Genomic DNA, 18,453 nt, shown 5'->3' on the forward strand with positions numbered 1-18,453 from the left:
TTATTTTTTTCCTCCTGCAATTCTAATTCTCGGATCAATTAATCCATATAGGAGGTCAATGATTAAAATTATGATAACAAAGCCAAAAGCAAATAATAATGTTGTTCCCATAATTGTCGGATAATCATTTACAGTAACAGATGTAACAAATTGTTCTCCAATCCCAGGTATTGCAAAAATTTTCTCAATTACTAATGATCCTGTCATTAAGCTAACTGCCATAGGGCCAATTACTGTTACTAGCGGAATCAATGCATTTCGCAATCCATGTTTGAAAATAATTCCTGCTTCAGTAACCCCTTTTGCACGAGCTGTTGTTATATAATTTGAATGCAACACTTCAATCATTTCTGTTCGTGTGAACCTCGCAGCAACTGCTAAAGGGGAGATTGCAAGTGCGATAGTTGGTAGAATGGTATATTCAAAGCCGCCCCAGAGAGCTACTGGTAGTAAATCCATTCTTACTGCGAAAACATATTGCAATAGTCCTGCAAAAACGAACGATGGAACCGATGTCCCCAGTACAGCGATAATCGTAGACGTATAATCGACTGGACCGTTCCTATAAATGGAGGCTATCAAGCCTAGTAGAATCCCGACCACTGTCCCTAGAACTAATGCTTGTCCACCTAAAAGTGCGGACGGACCGATTTTTGAGGATAGTATTTTCGTAACAGGGGTATTATCAAATGCAAATGAAACACCTAAATCCCCTTGCACAAGGTTTCCTAAGTATCGTACATATTGTACAGGAACCGGATCATTCAATCCATATTTTTCCAAAATAATTGTTTTTTGCTCTTCACTTAACTTATCGTCAGCTTTCAGTGGACTCCCTGGAAGGAACTTCATCAGGAAGAAGGATACTGTAGCGATAATGAACAATGTTATGAACATATACCATAAACGTCGAAGAAGATATCGAGCCATCTGTGCACCTCCTAATTTTTCTTTGTTTATTATAGCATAATAATTTATTTTTGCTATAATCAGAATTTTCCTACTCAAAAATACAAGAGAGTATATGCTATAAAAGCATACACTCCCTCTTATTTCATAGCATCGAATTTTTCAAAAAAGCGAAATTACTCTGCAGCTCCTACACTAGTCCATTTGTATTCATAAGTTGGTCCAAATGGATTTTCGATTAAGCCTTGAATTTTTGGAGATGATAGGAATGCGCCAGCACGTTGATATACAGGAGCGATTGCTGCATCTTCAAATAGAATTTTTTCAGCTTCTAAGAAGTTTTGGTAACGAGCTTCATTGTCTGTAGCTAAAGTTGTAGTAGTTTCCTCTAATAACTTATCATAATCTGCATTAGAGTAACCCATTTTGTTGTTTCCACCATCAGTAATCCATAGGCTTAAGAAAGTGTATGGATCTAGGTAGTCAGGACCCCAACCAGATAATTGTAGATCGTAATCTTGCTTAGTATCTAAATCTAAACGTTGCTCAAATGGTACTTGTTTTAGAGTTACTTTTAAACCTGGTAGGTTTGTTTGTAATTGGTTAGCAAGGTATTCATTCATCGTTTTAGATACATCTGTATCTCCACCTAAGAATTCGATTTCTACGGAATCAACACCTAATTCTTGTAGACCTTTTTCCCAGAATTCTTTTGCAGCAGCAGTATCATATGTTACAAGATCGCCACTAACTTCACGGAAATCACCACTACCATCTGGCATTGGAGTGAATTCAGCTGGAATTAAACCGTTAGCAACTAAAGAACCATTATTTAAAATAGTGTCTACTAAAGCTTGTTTATCAAACGCACGGCTGATAGCAGCACGAATATTTGTGTTTGCAAGTGCTTCGTTTCTTGTTTGGTTAATTTTCATATAGAATACAGAGTTGTCTGCTTTAATTGTATAATCTTCATCAGAAGAGTATTGGTCAACTAAGTCTGAAGACAAGCTCGCACGGTCAACTTCACCTTTTTCATATAGGTCAACCATTGTTTGAGCATCTTTAACTACAACATAATTAATCTTTTCTAGCTTAACTGTACCTGCATCCCAGTAAGTGTCATTCTTAGCAAGATTCCACTTTTGAGCAGTACTTTCCCAGTTTTCTAACACGAATGGACCGTTAGCTAATAGATTTTCAGAGCTAGTAGCGAACGCATCGCCTTTTTCTTCAACGAATTTTTGGTTCAATGGTAAGAACGTACCGAAAGTTGTTAAAGACTCGAAATATGGAGTTGGATTAGCAAGTTCAACAACTAATGTGTAGTCGCCATCTGCTTTAACTCCTAATTCTTCTAGTTTCTTTTCGCCTTTGCTGATTTCAGTAGCGTTTTTGATTACGCCGCCCATCATGTATGGACCGTACTCAGAACCAGTGTCAGGGTTTACTGCACGTTGCCAAGCATAAACGAAATCGTTAGCAGTTACAGGATCTCCGTTTGACCATTTTGCATCTTCACGTAACTTGAATGTCCAAGTTAAACCGTCTGTAGATACTTCATGAGATTCTGCAATACCTTTTTCAACTTTAGCATCTTCACCTAAACGATAAAGACCTTCCATTGTAGCACCTAAGAATTGGAAACCATATTCATCAGTTGCCATTGATGGATCCATTGATGGAATCGCATCTCCGTTAATTAAGTTTAATACTTGTTCTACATCTGTATTTTCTGCTGGCTTATCTGAACCTTCAGATGCTTTGTCGTCGCCACCAGAACATGCTGCTAAAAATACACTCAACACTAACGTCAGTGAAAGCAGCCAAGTAAATTTTCGCTTCATTAAAAAAGACCCCCCATTGTTATATTATTCTGTAAATTACATCTAAAAAAGAAGCTAAAGTGAGTATACTATTATTCTAGTAGAGTTGTAAAGACTAAATATAGAGATAATTTCAAATATTGTTATATAATGATAGGGCAATCATGCGTTAAACCAATAAAGACAACGCTTACTTTTTTGATAAAATTCTAAAAAATTCTTTAAATTAATAGGTATATAATATGGCAAAAGACTGATGCTATGTCAAAAATATCCATATGCCAATATACTTTTTTACCTTATATTAGTAGATGATTTTATTATGGTAGAATTTTTTATAGTAGGTGATTTTATTCTATTGGTGATTTTTCTTATTTTTAGTGTAAAAGGAAAACAATATTCCACAATGTTAATTCATAATGTAAGAATAGAAGTATTTTACAACTTTATTCAAAATGTACTTTCTGATCGAGTTAAGGTAAAATACGATTATTCGCGTTAAAAACTTATTAATAAAGGTGAAAATTCATGCATAATAAAAAATGGTCTGTTTTCCTAATAAATATCTTCATGACGTTCGTTCTTTTTCTTATTTTTTCCTCAGAATATTCTTTTGTTCTTTATATTAATTCCGTCTATTATTTAACTTTCTTTTATCTCGTTATTTTTCTATTTATGTATATTGCAAAGGGAGGCTTCTTGGACGGTGTGACATTCAGTTTCCGAAGATTTCATCATGTTATTCTAAAAAGTAATGATTATTTGGACGAATGGAAGGAAAAACCTCTCCCTTCTCAAAAATTTAATAAAGGAATTTATTCTATCCTTAAATTTCAAGCTTTCATGCTACTAATTTATTTATTAATTTTACTACTGACTTACTATGTTTAACTATGAGCCTTGAAATAGGCTTTTGCCCCCATACATTCCATCTCATTTTTTCAAAATGTAGGAATATTTATTTAATTACAACATTAAAATTGTATATATAGTGTTTACCAATTATAATAATGTTGTAAAAAAATTGAAATGAGGGGGATGTATTAATGAAATTGGAAGCGTTTCCACCTGTTAAAGGCAAGCATAACCTTGAAAACTATGAGGAATTGTACCAACATTTCAAATGGGACCAAGCAGAAAAGGATTTTTCTTGGCATCAGACTGGAAAAGTTAATTTGGCCTATGAGGCAATTGACCGTCATGCTGAAAACTACCGCGCCAATAAAGTAGCCCTCCATTATTTTCATCCATCAAGAAAAGAAACTTACACATTTAAAGACTTAAAGAAATTCTCAAATAAAGCTGGGAATGTATTAAAGGATGTAGGAAAAGTGAACAAAGGGGATCGTGTGTTTATTTTCATGCCTCGTTCACCAGAGTTATATTTTGCTTTACTTGGAGCAATCAAATTAGGAGCTATTGTTGGTCCACTGTTTGAAGCCTTTATGGAAGATGCTGTAAAAGACCGCCTGCATGATAGTGAAGCAAAAGTAATCATTACAACACCTGAACTGGTAAATAGAATTCCACATACAGAATTGCCTGCTTTAGAAACTATTTTTATTGTAGGGGAAAACATACAAGAAGATAATAAAACAAAAGATTTCCTTCATCATTTTCAAACAGCCTCTACAGATTTAGACATAGAATGGGTCGATCGCAAAGATGGATTAATCCTACACTACACCTCTGGTTCAACTGGAAAACCAAAAGGTGTGCTTCATGTTCACAATGCTATGATTCAACATTACCAAACAGCAAAGTGGGTATTAGATTTACAAGAAGATGACGTATACTGGTGTACTGCTGATCCAGGTTGGGTTACAGGTACTTCTTACGGAATCTTTGGTCCATGGCTTACTGGCTCCACAAATGTTGTTGCAGGTGGCCGCTTTAGTCCTGATATATGGTATAAAACGATTGAAACCTTTGGAGTGACCGTTTGGTATAGTGCCCCTACCTCCTTTAGAATGCTGATGGCTGCTGGAGCGGAAGTAACAGAAAAATATACACTCTCTTCCTTGCGTCATATTCTAAGCGTAGGCGAACCGCTTAATCCTGAAGTAATTCGCTGGGGATTTGATGTATTTGGACATCGTATCCATGATACTTGGTGGATGACAGAAACCGGTGCTCAGCTAATATGTAATTTACCTTGTATGGACATTAAGTTAGGTTCCATGGGGAAACCACTTCCAGGGATTGAAGCAGTTATTTTAGATGATGATGGAAATATCCTTCCGCCTAATCAAATGGGGAATTTGGCCATTAAAAAAGGCTGGCCATCAATGATGTACACAATATGGAACAATGAAGAAAAATTTAATAGTTATTTCCAACATGATCAATGGTATGTGTCTGGAGATTCCGCTTATTTGGATGAAGAGGGTTATTTCTGGTTCCAAGGTCGAGTCGATGATGTTATTATGACCGCTGGTGAACGAGTTGGACCATTTGAGGTAGAAAGTAAACTAATCGAATTTCCTGCCGTAGCAGAAGCAGGTGTCATCGGAAAACCAGATCCTATTAGAGGCGAAATTATTAAAGCCTTTATTGCACTAGTTGATGGCTATGAAAAAACGGATCAATTAAAAGAAGAAATACGTTTATTTGTGAAAACAGGTTTGGCTGCTCATGCTGCCCCAAGAGAAATTGAATTCTGTGAAAAGCTTCCAAAAACACGGAGTGGAAAAATTATGAGACGTGTATTAAAAGCTTGGGAACTTGGACTCCCTACTGGAGACCTTTCTACAATGGAAGATTAATTTAACAACATACAAAGAGAAGAGTTACCAGTGAGCAAGGTAACTCTTCTCTTCCTTATTTTTGTATATAAATAGAAAGTGAGCCTCCATTTACATAGAATTGGCCCCAGCCATCACTATTAATAGTGACTGTTTCTTTTCTGTTCCCCGTTATATCGTACCAGACTTCTCCGGCATTTTGTTTTCCTACTTCCATCCACTTATACCCTCCAGGACCATCTGTTATTAAGGTGGCTAGTCCAGATTTTGCTTTAGCAGTATCTCCCTCTCTTGTCCAACCAATAATATCCCAATGGTCAATATAGTCACGCTGTGTACCATATGCATAATCTTTACGGGCAGTTAGAATTGGATCCAACTGTGCTTTTAATGACGGAATCTCATAATTGCTATTCCCTTTCGTTCCATAATAATCTCCATAAAAGACAGATGGATATCCTTCTGCTCTTGTAAGAATGAAAGCATAGGCTAAAGGTTTAAACCATGTACTTACAACAGATTCCAAAGATTGCCCTGGCTGGGAATCATGGTTTTCAACTAAGGTAACTGCCAGTCTAGGATTGCTTTCCATTACTGTTCCTTTTAGAATATTCCTCATGTCATAATTTCCATTACTATTAGATGCATAATGAAAATTATAATGAAGGGGTGCATCAAAAACAGACTGATTATAATTTGTCTTTGCTAAATAATTATTTAGCGTTCCAATATCATTTTGCCAATATTCCGCTACAGTAAACATCTCTTTACCTGTTTGATTTCTTACATGGGTAACCCAATCCCGTAAGTAATCATGCTTTATATGTTTAACCGCATCTAATCGGAACCCATCTAAATTTAATTCTTTAGCATACCAGGTTCCCCAGCTTTTCATTTCACTTACTACTTCTGGATGATCATAATCAATATCTGCATACATTAAATAGTCATAATTTCCTTTTTCATTGGAAACTTCCCAATCCCAAGCCTTTCCTGTTCCACGAAATTTATAGATTCTGTTTAGTTGTCTGCTCTCATCCCAATCTGTCCCATCAAAATGATACAAGCTCCATTTAAACGGAGAGTAAGTATTACCTCGGCCAGGAAAATTAAAGCCTGTCCATGCAGAAATTTGATAGTTGCCCGATGTTTCATTATTTCTATTATTGGGATCTACTTCAACGGCAGTTACGTTCTCCGTAAAATCAGCACCCCCTTTATGGTTCATCACTACATCACCATATACATTTATATTTTTTTTATGTAATTCTGCGATTGCTGATTTTAATTGAGCTTTTGTGCCATACTTCGTCCTGACTGTTCCTTTTTGGTTAAACTCGCCTAAATCATATAAATCATATGCACCATATCCCACATCATTTTGACTTGTTCCCTTATATGCTGGAGGAATCCAGACAGCAGTTACTCCTTTATTAGCTAGATTTGCCGCATCATTTTGAAGCCTTGTCCAATGATTTCCATCATTCGGCAAATACCATTCAAAATATTGCATCATCGTTCCATTTGTAGAAGCCGCTGATGCGAACTTCTCACTTCCTAAGGGAAACAACAAGAAAATAATAATTACAATAATAGACGTTTTACCTATAAAACCTTTCATTCTTCTCCCACCTCTCCTTTGTTAAGAAAGCGTTTTCAACCCTCCTTAATAATTATAAATTTAATAGGACGGAATAGTAAATAGGACATCTTTCATTTCTTTTTTAAAAAAATCCCCTCAGCTTGTGGTTGGGTCATACTGCCTGTTAAGAGCGGGATAAAAAGTACTTAATATTTGCTGTTTAAGCCATTATTATGTCAAAATGAATGATAAAATAATAAAAGCGCTTTCCAATTTATTTAGGAGGAATAGAAATCATGAGAACAATGAAACTAGGTAGCAGTAATTTAGAAGTACCTGTAGTTGCAGTTGGTTGCATGCGTATTAACTCATTAGAAAAAAATGAAGCAGAACGATTTGTCCAAACTTCTTTAGAACAAGGGGCTAACTTCTTTGATCATGCAGATATTTATGGTAGTGGTGTTTGCGAAGAAATATTTGCAGATGCTATCCATATGTCTCCAAGTGTTCGTGAGAAGATTATCTTACAATCTAAATGTGGTATTCGTAAAGGCATGTTCGACTTTTCAAAAGAGCATATTTTAGATTCAGTAGATGGCATTCTAAAAAGACTAAACACCGAATACTTAGATGTTCTTCTATTACATCGTCCAGATGCATTAGTGGAACCTGAAGAAGTCGCAGAGGCTTTCGATAAACTTGAACAATCAGGAAAAGTGCGTCATTTTGGCGTTTCTAACCAAAATCCGATGCAAATTCAATTGTTGCAAAAGCATGTAAAACAGCCACTTGTTGCTAATCAATTACAATTAAGTATTACGAATGCAAATATGATTTCAAATGGGATTAATGTGAATATGGAAAATGACTCTGCTATTAACCGTGACGGCAGCATTTTAGACTTCTGTCGCTTACATGATATCACTATTCAGCCTTGGTCTCCGTTCCAATTTGGTTTCTTTGAAGGGGTCTTCCTTGGGAACGAAAAATTCCCTGAACTAAATAAACAAATGGATGAAATTGCAGACAAGTATCAAGTTAGCAATACAACGATTGCGATCGCTTGGTTATTGCGTCATCCTGCTAAAATGCAACCCGTTATTGGAACAATGAATATAGATCGCTTAATAGACTGCTGTAACGCAAGTGACGTTCATTTGACAAGGGAAGAGTGGTACAGCATTTACCGTGCAGCGGGCAATATTTTACCATAACTAAATTTAAACTAAAAAGACAGTTACCTCCCCGGAAAAATAACGAGCAGGTAACTGTTTTTTATTATCGATTGTCTACTTTTTCAGGATACATATCATGATTCATTAAACGGTGTGTCGCCATCTCTTCAAATTTCGTTCCTGGTTTTCCATAATTACACCATGGGTCGATTGAAATTCCACCCCGTGGAGTAAATTTACCCCATACCTCAATATATCTTGGATCCAATAGTTTAATTAAATCATTCATAATAATATTGACGCAATCTTCATGAAAATCACCATGATTACGGAAGCTAAATAAATATAATTTTAAAGATTTACTTTCCACTATCTTCTTATTTGGTATATAAGAGATATACATTGTCGCAAAGTCAGGCTGGCCTGTTATTGGACAAAGACTAGTAAACTCCGGACAATTAAATTTTACAAAATAATCTCTATCAGAGTGAAGATTATCTACAGATTCTAATACCTCTGGTGCATAATCACTTTTATATGGAGTATTTTGGTTTCCTAATAAAGTTAAGTCTTGTAATCCTTCTTCGTTCTTTCTTCCAGACATGAAAGAGTCCTCCTTGTTTGGTGTTTCCCAACACTGCTGAAAAGAGAGGCATTTACCTTAGCAGAAAAACCAACTGAATCAAACAAAAAAGCCATATCCTTTATGGACATGGCGTAGATTGCATGTATCCATAGTTTTTTATAGAGGGTATTCGCTATGAACCTCTCCCGCTTCAGTACGGGTGTATCTTTTTTAACTATATAGAATCGGCGAAAATTCGTCAATTAGAAATTTGAGGTAAGCAAAGGGGGCGCGGACGGACGGTTCTATTGAGGACATCCAAATGGACCTCAGTAGAACCGCTCCTCTGCGGCTCTGGACTATCTATCCCCTACTACTTAGGCTGAACTTCTAGCGGCTTGATTCCTTCCTTTTCCATTTCCACCTTTAAATCGTCCTGTACTGTTACATCCGCAAGCTTAACCTTGGAACGATACGCTGAACGAACCACTACATGTGAGGCGACAGGTGAAGTTAGAAAAACAAAGAATATTCCTAAAAATAGCCGGATACTAAAAACGCCTTCTATTATAAAAAAGAAAAATGTACCAACCAGTGTAAAAAGCACTCCCATCGTTGATCCCTTTGAGGCAGCATGAGACCTTGTATACACATCAGGCAGCCTTATTAACCCAAAGGAACTAAGAAAACAGAAGATTGCACCGCAGAAAATTAACAGAACAGCTATTAGCTCAATCGGATTGCTTTCGTTCAATGACCACACCTCTTTCAATGTATCGGGCAAAAGCAATCGTTCCAATAAACGATAGAATCCCAATCAATAAAATTACCTCAAAGAAACCTGTATTTCGAAGCAGGACAGAAAATATAGCTACTCCAGCAATTAAGTTAATTCCTAAACTATCTAGTGCTTGTATTCTGTCAGGAGCAGATGGTCCTTTGACCAGCCGATAGACTGTTGCAAGTATAGACAAAATAAGTAAAATTAAGGATCCAACTAATAAGTTATCAATCATACCGTGTCACCCTCTTTATAGCTTTTTCAAATTTTTCTTTCGAATGAAAAATTGATTCTTTTTGAGCTGTTATATCCATAGCATGGATAAAAAACTTTTTATTATCAGGTGCAACCTCAACAACGACCGATCCTGGGGTTAAGTTCATCAATAAAGCTAATAAAGATACCTCTAACTCCCCCTCCAATTCCGTCTCCAAAGAAAATATTCCTGGGGAAATATTAAGTTTTGGTTGGGTTATTTGACGAATAACGACTACACTCGAAGTAAACAGTTGCTCAATAAATACAATAAATAGCTTAACTACAGCTATAAATGTCTCTAAATAAAATTTAGTAGGCATATATCGACGTAGAATGAAAAGAACAAGTATTCCAAATAAATAACCTGTAAAGAAGGTTAAAACATTCCAGGTGTCCTGCAAGAACATCCATACGACACCTATTAACAAGTTAATTAGTATTTGCATGGGCATGGTTACCACCCCTTTCTGCCTATTTAATCACTCACTTTATTTTCCATTTCCCAAAATAGCTTCTATATAATAATGAGGATTCATTAACCCTTCCACTGCTGTATCTACATATTGATGTATTCCTTCTGTCCCTAATCCTAAAGCAATCGTTAAGAAAGTAAGCAGAGCAATAGGTAGCATTAATCCCTTTGTTGTCCCTTTTTCTTGTTCTAGCGTTAAATCTGTATAGCCCCAAAACACGGACATAAATACTTTCATTATGGAATAAAGAACAAATAGACTACTTATCAGTCCAAATGCACCTAGCCAATAATATTCAGCAGTAAAAGTTCCTTGTGTAATAAATATTTTACCCAGAAAACCGCTTAAAGGGGGAATTCCAGATAAGGACAATGCTGCAATAAAGAACATCCAACCTAATTGAGGATGCAAGCGAATCAATCCATTCATATCATCTAGTTTACTTGTACCAGTAAGATGAATAATGGTGCCCCCCAATAGGAAAATAAGTGCTTTAATTACCATATCGTGAATGAAATAATAGATGGAACCAGTCAACCCTACTGTCGTGTAAGTCGCCAATCCCGCTAAAATAAAGCCAACACCAATGACCACATTATAGGTCATAACCTTATAGATATCTCGATAAGCAACTGCTCCGATCGCACCAAGCGTCATTGTAATAGCTGCGAGTATACCAATCAATAGATGAGTGATTTGAACTTCATGATAAAAAATCAAGGTAAAGACTCTGATAATCGCATACATACCGACTTTTGTTAAAAGAGCCGCAAAAATAGCAGAGATAGCTGTCGGTGGTGCACTATAAGATCCAGGAAGCCAGAAGAATAAAAATAGCCCAGCCTTTAGACTAAACACCACTAAAAAGAGAATGGCTACAGTTGTCATTAATCCATCTTGACCAACTTCAGCAATACGAACGGATAAATGCGCAAAATTTAATGTTCCTGTAATCGCATATAAATAAGCAATTGCAACAAGAAATAGAAAAGAAGAGATGATGTTAATTAAAATATATTTAATCGATTCTCTTAACTGAACCCTTGTTCCACCTAAAGAAATTAAAACATAGGAAGCAACTAGCATCACTTCAAAACAAACAAATAGGTTAAATATATCCCCTGTAAAAAAGGATCCATTTACACCCGTTACCAGAATCAAAAATAACGGATAAAAATAATATTTTTCCCTTTGCTCTCCGATTGAATGAAATGCGTACAGTAAACAACAGAAACTTACAATACTAGTAACTAAAACGAGAATAGCTGCAAACATATCTGCAACCATACTTACACCAAATGGTGCTTCCCATCCTCCCAACTGGACTGATTGAATTCCTGCATGCTTTATTTGCCCAATCAAAATGACAGTCACCACAAACACAGAACCAATCGCTACCAAGCTTAGTACACGATGGAGCATGACCTTGTCTCTAAAAATTACCATAATCATCGCAAATACAATCGGAAGGATGATCGGCAATATTACAATATTATTCATCCTCATTACCCCTCAGTAGATCTGTATCATCGGTGCCAAGTACTTTATATGCTCGATAACTCAATACTAAAAACAAAGCAGTCGTTGCAAAGTTTATAACAATGGCGGTAAGCAGCAATGCTTGTGGTAATGAGTCTGCAAAAGTATGATCCGTTATTCCTAAGAGTGGTGGACCTCCTTTATTCAACCCTCCCATTGTAATAATAAGCAAATTTACACCGTGACCAAGAATTGATGTTCCTAAAATTATTCGTAATAAAGTCTTTGTTAAAATAAGATAAATTCCAATCGAGAATAATATTCCTACAAGAATAGACATTAAAGTCTCCATTATCGATCATCCCCAATCGTCATAATAATGGTTATAGCCGTCCCAATAACAGCTAAAGCAACTCCAATATCAAAAATAACAGCCGTTGCTAGCTCTGTTTTTCCGAAGATTGGTAAATCAAAATAACCAAAGGCTTGCGTTAAAAATGCCTCACCTAATACCATTCCACCAATACCCGTTAAGACAGCGATTAATACACCAACCCCTGCGAGTACTTTAAAATCTACGGGAATATTCTTCCGCACCGATTCTATATCAAAGGTTAGAAAAAGCAAAATAATCGCAGCAGCAAAAGTGAGTCCACCAATAAATCCGCCCCCTGGAAAATGATGCCCAGAGACAAAAAGATTTATGGCGAAGGTGAGAATAATCACGACAGCAACCTTTGTGATACTTCGAATAATAATATCATTTGGTTTCTTCATTTTTATCCCCTCCTACTAGTTTTACCTTTATTAACGTGTATACACCTAAGCCTGCAACGGTAAGCACAAGAATCTCTAACATAGTATCTATTCCACGAAAATCAACCAAAATGGCATTTACGATATTTTTTGCCCCGGCCAGCTTATAGGAATCCTCATAGTAACTCGAAATAGAGTCAAACAAATGTGTACCGTTAGCAGAAAGAGCAATAATCGTTACTACAACACCTACTCCTATAGAAACAATAGCATTAACCGCTTTAAAACGAACTCTGCTGATTTCCTTCTTTAATTGCGGTAAATGATAGAAGCACAGTAGAAATAAAACGGTGGTTACTGTTTCTACTACTAATTGAGTCAATGCTAAATCTGGAGCTCTGAAAAGAACAAAGAAAAACGAAACTAGAAACCCTAACGCTCCTACAGCCACAATCGAGGTAATTCTTGATTTGGAGAGTAGAACTGTAACGGAGCTAATAATCATCGCAATGACTATTCCTATATCAAAAATACTTATCGGAGAATCTTGAGACATATCAAACGTAACTCCATTAAACAGCAGCAAGGAACCTCCGATGATTATAATAATGAATCCAAAAATATAGACTAAGTAATCACGTAGAAATCCTGTCATATAAAAATTAGTAATGGATTTAGACAGCTTTTCTACATACTCCAAGCTAAGATTATATAAGTTGCTTAATGTAAAGGCTTGTGGATATAGACGATAAATCTTATACCATTTTTTTAGTAGTAAATATAAAATCGTTCCCAATGCTACCACACCAATTGTCATCCAAAGTTCTGTATTAAACCCATGGAAGGCACTAATTTTCTTAGAGTCAACCGTATGTGCAAGTGACGGCAAAATAGAGGCAAAGGCTGGTTTTAATAAATACTTTGATACGAGATTAGGAATAAAGAAGAAAACAATCACAAGTACACCTAAGATCATTGGCGAGATTAATAAGCCAATAGGTGCTTCATGCACCTCTTTATCTAGTTTAGGTGCTTTATTTTTTCCTCTAAAGGTTTTAAAAACTAAAATCATACAATAAATAAATGTAAACACACTGGCAATCCAAGCGACAATCGTAAGTAAGATTCCAATATGCTGAAGATTAAATATTTCCATATGCGATGCATTCACTACAGCTGTAAAGAACATTTCTTTACTTAAGAAACCATTAAATGGAGGAAGACCTGCCATTGAAAAACTGCCAATTACTGTAAGGGTAAAGGAAATAGGCATTAAGTGAATGAGACCGCCTAGTCTTCTCAAATCCCGAGTACCAGTCTCATGGTCAATAATTCCTACTACCATAAATAAAGAACCCTTAAACGTTGAATGGTTTACTAAGTGAAAAATAGCTGCAAAGATAGCCGTCGCATATAACGCTGCCTCATCTACTCCTAAATCCTTATATAACGCAGCAGATCCTAGCCCCAGCAAGCTCATAATTAATCCTAATTGACTTATAGTCGAGTATGCTAATAATGCCTTTAAATCAGTCTGTTTCACAGCATTAAAGGACCCATATAATAAAGTAAAAATCCCTATGCCTACAACAAGCCAAAACCACTCTATTGTTCCGCCAAAAATTGGTGTTAAACGTGCAACCAGATAAATCCCTGCTTTTACCATCGTCGCAGAATGTAAGTATGCACTAATTGGCGTTGGTGCTTCCATTGCATCAGGAAGCCATATACTAAACGGAAATTGGGCCGACTTCGTAAATGCTCCGAGCAAAATTAAGATCATAGCAGGTATAAATAGTTCATGGCTATGGATTTGATTAAGTTGAAGCAACGTCTCTCTAATACTTGTTGTATCTGCCATAATAGACAACATGATCAAACCAGCTAGCATCGCAAGTCCGCCAAAAACAGTAATCAACATTGCCTTTTGTGCTCCATATCTTGAACGGTCCCTTTCATACCAATAAGCAATTAACAAAAAGGACGACACACTAGTAATTTCCCAAAACACATATAAAACATAATAATTATCAGACATTACTAACCCAAGCATTGCTCCCATGAATAGCAATAAGTATACATAAAAGTTATGCAACGCTTCTCGATGTTTTGATAAATAGAAAATAGAATATAAAATGACTAAGCTTCCTATCCCTGCAATTAACAATCCAAAAACTAGGCTAAGCCCATCTAAATACGTAGTAAAGTTAATACTATATGCAGGTATCCACTTGACTGTAGAAGTAAAAACATCTCCTTTTGCCATTTTCGGGATATACGTCAACAAATAAATAAAAATGATTAATGGAACAAATAGCACGAACCAGCCAGTATGAATTCGTGGCGTTAGCCTTTTATAAATAAAAGGTACAAATATTGCAAACATAAATGGAAATAAGATCATAAAATGTAACCAAGTCATTTTTATTCCCCTCCTTTAAATTGGTTCTATTTTTGATTAACTTAAGACAAAAAGGTATTTATAACGGAAACTATGTCTAACCTTACTATTAGTAAAAGAAACAGATTATATTTGTTCATTTGGATTATTTAAGAAATACATTGACTCATAAAGTAGCATACGTTATAGTCATACATAGTTTATTATTAATGGTGTAAATCATTCACATCTATACCTGAGGTGAAAAAATCATGGTAAATGGAAAAGAACGCATGGATGAAAGTATTCTTGTCTGCGTTTATTACGGTCCTAACGGTGAACGTCTTATACAACGTGGTTGTAAATTAGCTAATATGCTTGATTGTCCACTCTATATCCTAACAGTGGATTCAAAGCCATTCGATGAGTTAGATGCAGAAAAATCAAATTATATCGCAAGATGGAAAGAATTGGCTGAACATCATAGCGCTGATGCGTTTATCATTAAAGATAAGGAATCTAGACCAATCTCCAAAGTAGTTGCAGAAGTAGCTAGAGAAAAGAACATCACACAAATCGTCCTTGGTCAAACAGCGCAAAGTCGTTGGGAGCAGATTGCAAAAGGCTCGATTATTAATTCGTTATTACGTGAAATTCCTTTTGTTGATCTTCATATCATTTCTGTTGCCCGTTTTTTGAAAAATCCAGAGGGACAATATGAAAAAGGTGTACGTGCATATTTAGTAAAAGAACAAAATGGATACCGCCTAATCTTCAATCATACAAAACAAGTAGCTTATGAAGGAATTTTCTTTAAAGAACACGGTACGGACTTTAATAATGGTGTATTCAAATTTATGAAAGATAAAGAAACGCTGCAAGTGCAAGTACACGAGGACATTGTTAACGAATTAACAAATGTTGACATCGACACGAATGCTAGTAACGATGATGATTATCTATAGTCCTGGCTAATCTCCACCAAATTTGGTGGAGTTTTTCTTTAGAGATTGACATCCACTTTTACTAGTCTTTTTTCTTGTTTTTTAATGCCTATATATTTTAGCGTTTCCGAACGAGAGGTATGATTGTATACATCCATCAATAACGAAATAGCAATCCCTTTTCGATACGCATGATAGCCAAATGTTTTTCTTAATGTGTGCATTCCAATCTTCCCCGTAATTCCAACTAACTTCGCAGCCTTATTAATAATCCGATATGCCTGCTGGCGGGTAATCGGTTGATTATTCTTCTGAGACTTAAAAAGAAACTCATCCTCTTTGAATTCATGTTCTTGCAAATAACTTTCTAATTCAGCATGCACCTTACTGTTTAAATAGTATGCCTTTACTTCACCTGAATCACGAAGATACAAAAACTCCTTAATCCCTGATTCATCCCTTACATCCTGAACTTTCAATGCGAGTAGATCACTAACTCTTATTCCTGTATTAATACCTAACACAAAAAGGAGCAAATCTCTTTGTGATTGTTTCCTTAGCACTTCTTTAATCGCATTAATACTTTCAATTTCTTTTATAGGATCGACATATTCCATCGGTTTGCCTCCCAATAATGTTACATAACTTTATGTTATCATCATTTAAGTAACATTACAATGAATATCTCTTATCGAATGTTTTTTCTTTTGTAGTATGCTTCATTTGTGTGGAAATAGTCTGTTGAAAAGTTTTTTCGGAAATTTGATTTCTTCTGTTGTTGAAAAGGTACTTTCTGTGACTTTTGTGACTTTTTCTACCTTTGTGAAAATGAATGTGTTTTTTCTATTACCTTTTGCTTTTCTTTTTAGGATGAATGACTTTGACCTCGACTCTGTTACCTTTTTCCGCTTTCCCTCTTGTTTTCGGTCACAGAGAATGCTTCTCTGTTACCTCTTGACTGCCCTTTTTCACAAAAATGGCCTTAACAATTAACAACGCTCCTAACTTTGACAAACATAAATAAAGGCAGTAAATATCCCCCATCTACTGCCACATCCCCATTAATAATTAAATTTTTCCAACCATTCCTCTCCCGTTTCCATATCTCTAACTGTATAGGTATTTCCAGCCACTTCCTTTTCTCCTATCATAACTACCTTTTTGACACCTTCTTTATTTGCTTTTTCTAAAGCTTTTGCAAGTTTTTTCTTTCCTAATTCTAGTTCTACTTTAAACCCTTGGTCTCGAAGGGCTTTTGCCACTAAAAGAGCTTCCATTGAACAACCAATCGGAATAATGTAATAATCTAATCCTTTAGCGTCTAAACAAGTCTCTTCTAATAAAAGTGCGGATAAAATTACATCTAATCCAAAGGAAATACCAACCGTTGCATAGGTTTCCTGGGAATCAATTAAACCACCTATCGTGTTATCATATCTTCCTCCACTACCAATGCTCGACTTCACTCTTTTGTCAGTTAAGAAAATTTCATAAATGGTTCCTGTATAAATTTCAAGACCTCTCGCAAGAAATGGATTGAATACACAATATGGCTCCATTCCTAGCCGTTTTATATAAGATTGTAATTCGTTCCATTCTTCTAGCCCTTGTTTAATACTCTCTTCCTTTTCAGCCATCTGTTGATACTGCTCCACTATGCCATCCAAGTCCTTTTGTAAAAATGCTTCAATTGCGTCTATCGCCATTTGTTCTAATCCAGCTTCTCTTAGTTCCGCCTTCATTTTATCTTTACTAATTTTTTCGATTTTATCTAAAATCAAAATCACTCGGTTTATCATTTGCCCTGTAATATTCAATTGACGGAGAAACCCAGCTAATAATTTCCGATTATTATATTGAATGGTTACGTCCATTTTTAACTTTTTAAAAATATCCAATGCCATGATCATGAGCTCTGCTTCTGCCATTTGTGATTGAACACCTACAATATCAACATCACATTGCGTAAACTCTCGGTATCTGCCTGTCTTGATCGGCCCATCTCTAAAAACTTTGCCAATCTCATAGCGTTTAAAAGGCATTTTTATCGTTGGGTTCATTGCCACAACCTTCGCAAATGGAATGGTTAAGTCATAGCGTAATGCAAGCTCTCTTTTGCCCCGATCGGAAAGAGTGTACATTTCTTCTAAGATTTCTGCTCCTCCTCCGTATTTAGAAGCAAGCAACTCTTGATAATTTAAGATAGGTGTCTCAATCGGTTTACAGCCATACTGAATAAATACATCTTCAATCGTTCTTCGAATAATTCTTCTGATTCCTTCCTCCTCCGGCAAATAATCGAGCGTTCCCTTTACATTTTGGTAATTCATCTTCTTCATTTTTTCATGCCTCCCATTTAAAATAAAATAAAAAACCGCCCTTGATTTAAGTAGTAAAACTTAATCAAATGCGGTTTCATGAGAAATAGTCTTCCTATGTACGATTTTTTATCGAAATAGCAAGACTACTGTTTATGATGATGTAATTGTGAAAGGTTGATAGTAAGTACGCAGTTAACCATTTCAATCACCTCTTATTTTCCAAATACTTTAACATACTGGAAATTAGAATACAATAACTA

17 protein-coding genes and 1 riboswitch are annotated in these 18,453 nt (G+C 35.8%); of the genes, 4 read left to right on the forward strand and 13 right to left on the reverse strand.

Going from position 1 to position 18,453, the window contains the following annotated elements:
• A complete protein-coding gene (gene opp3b, locus HHU08_RS23575) occupies positions 1-930 on the reverse strand; it encodes an oligopeptide ABC transporter permease (RefSeq protein ID WP_016201613.1) in 930 nt (309 codons plus the stop codon).
• A 155-nt stretch (positions 931-1,085) separates the two neighbouring features.
• On the reverse strand, positions 1,086-2,756 hold the full coding sequence (locus tag HHU08_RS23580) for a peptide ABC transporter substrate-binding protein (RefSeq protein ID WP_169189461.1): 1,671 nt from the start codon (positions 2,754-2,756) through the stop codon (positions 1,086-1,088).
• A gap of 549 nt (positions 2,757-3,305) precedes the next feature.
• On the opposite strand from HHU08_RS23580, the gene HHU08_RS25300 reads away from it, so the two are divergent.
• Complete coding sequence (locus tag HHU08_RS25300; RefSeq protein ID WP_224427793.1) at positions 3,306-3,626, forward strand: DUF3899 domain-containing protein; 321 nt, start codon at positions 3,306-3,308, stop codon at positions 3,624-3,626.
• A gap of 155 nt (positions 3,627-3,781) precedes the next feature.
• Positions 3,782-5,500, forward strand: coding sequence for an acetate--CoA ligase (gene acsA / locus HHU08_RS23590; protein ID WP_169189462.1), 1,719 nt, complete (start codon positions 3,782-3,784; stop codon positions 5,498-5,500).
• A gap of 55 nt (positions 5,501-5,555) precedes the next feature.
• On the opposite strand, the gene amyS is transcribed toward acsA, so the two are convergent.
• Positions 5,556-7,100 carry an alpha-amylase gene (gene amyS / locus HHU08_RS23595; RefSeq protein WP_101728929.1) on the reverse strand — a complete coding sequence of 515 codons (1,545 nt, stop codon included), beginning with the start codon at positions 7,098-7,100 and terminating at the stop codon, positions 5,556-5,558.
• A 257-nt stretch (positions 7,101-7,357) separates the two neighbouring features.
• On the opposite strand from amyS, the gene HHU08_RS23600 reads away from it, so the two are divergent.
• Positions 7,358-8,275, forward strand: a complete 918-nt coding sequence (locus tag HHU08_RS23600; RefSeq protein ID WP_016201607.1) for an aldo/keto reductase — start codon at positions 7,358-7,360, stop codon at positions 8,273-8,275.
• Positions 8,276-8,339: 64 nt separating this feature from the next.
• Here the strand turns inward: HHU08_RS23600 and queF are convergent, their stop codons facing one another.
• The 8 genes from queF to HHU08_RS23640 form a co-directional block, all read right to left on the reverse strand.
• Positions 8,340-8,840, reverse strand: a complete 501-nt coding sequence (queF, locus tag HHU08_RS23605; protein ID WP_101728930.1) for a preQ(1) synthase — start codon at positions 8,838-8,840, stop codon at positions 8,340-8,342.
• 124 nt (positions 8,841-8,964) lie between these two features.
• Positions 8,965-9,011, reverse strand: a riboswitch (PreQ1 riboswitch).
• Between the two features lie 163 nt (positions 9,012-9,174).
• Positions 9,175-9,555, reverse strand: a complete 381-nt coding sequence (mnhG, locus tag HHU08_RS23610) for a monovalent cation/H(+) antiporter subunit G (RefSeq protein ID WP_016201605.1) — start codon at positions 9,553-9,555, stop codon at positions 9,175-9,177.
• Positions 9,533-9,817 carry a Na(+)/H(+) antiporter subunit F1 gene (locus HHU08_RS23615; RefSeq protein ID WP_016201604.1) on the reverse strand — a complete coding sequence of 95 codons (285 nt, stop codon included), beginning with the start codon at positions 9,815-9,817 and terminating at the stop codon, positions 9,533-9,535. Before HHU08_RS23615 ends, mnhG begins: the two co-directional genes overlap by 23 nt.
• Positions 9,810-10,292 carry a Na+/H+ antiporter subunit E gene (locus HHU08_RS23620; RefSeq protein ID WP_169189463.1) on the reverse strand — a complete coding sequence of 161 codons (483 nt, stop codon included), beginning with the start codon at positions 10,290-10,292 and terminating at the stop codon, positions 9,810-9,812. Before HHU08_RS23620 ends, HHU08_RS23615 begins: the two co-directional genes overlap by 8 nt.
• Positions 10,293-10,328: 36 nt before the next feature.
• Positions 10,329-11,813 (reverse strand): Na+/H+ antiporter subunit D, encoded by a 1,485-nt coding sequence (locus HHU08_RS23625; protein WP_016201602.1) that lies wholly within the window; start codon positions 11,811-11,813, stop codon positions 10,329-10,331.
• Complete coding sequence (locus HHU08_RS23630; RefSeq protein WP_016201601.1) at positions 11,806-12,144, reverse strand: Na(+)/H(+) antiporter subunit C; 339 nt, start codon at positions 12,142-12,144, stop codon at positions 11,806-11,808. Before HHU08_RS23630 ends, HHU08_RS23625 begins: the two co-directional genes overlap by 8 nt.
• Positions 12,144-12,569 (reverse strand): Na(+)/H(+) antiporter subunit B, encoded by a 426-nt coding sequence (locus tag HHU08_RS23635; RefSeq protein ID WP_016201600.1) that lies wholly within the window; start codon positions 12,567-12,569, stop codon positions 12,144-12,146. The genes HHU08_RS23630 and HHU08_RS23635 overlap by 1 nt, the downstream gene beginning before the upstream one ends.
• Positions 12,553-14,970 (reverse strand): Na+/H+ antiporter subunit A, encoded by a 2,418-nt coding sequence (locus tag HHU08_RS23640; RefSeq protein WP_169189464.1) that lies wholly within the window; start codon positions 14,968-14,970, stop codon positions 12,553-12,555. The genes HHU08_RS23635 and HHU08_RS23640 overlap by 17 nt, the downstream gene beginning before the upstream one ends.
• A 230-nt stretch (positions 14,971-15,200) precedes the next feature.
• Between HHU08_RS23640 and HHU08_RS23645 the strand changes: the two genes are divergently transcribed.
• A complete protein-coding gene (locus HHU08_RS23645) occupies positions 15,201-15,893 on the forward strand; it encodes a universal stress protein (protein WP_016201598.1) in 693 nt (230 codons plus the stop codon).
• 38 nt (positions 15,894-15,931) lie between these two features.
• Here HHU08_RS23645 and HHU08_RS23650 read toward each other — a convergent pair whose 3' ends face one another.
• Complete coding sequence (locus HHU08_RS23650) at positions 15,932-16,489, reverse strand: tyrosine-type recombinase/integrase (protein WP_016201597.1); 558 nt, start codon at positions 16,487-16,489, stop codon at positions 15,932-15,934.
• Positions 16,490-16,933: 444 nt separating this feature from the next.
• A complete protein-coding gene (locus HHU08_RS23655; RefSeq protein ID WP_016201596.1) occupies positions 16,934-18,211 on the reverse strand; it encodes a histidine--tRNA ligase in 1,278 nt (425 codons plus the stop codon).
• Positions 18,212-18,453 lie beyond the last annotated feature (242 nt).

Source organism: Niallia alba (genome assembly GCF_012933555.1).
GTDB classification, from domain to species: domain Bacteria; phylum Bacillota; class Bacilli; order Bacillales; family Cytobacillaceae; genus Niallia; species Niallia alba.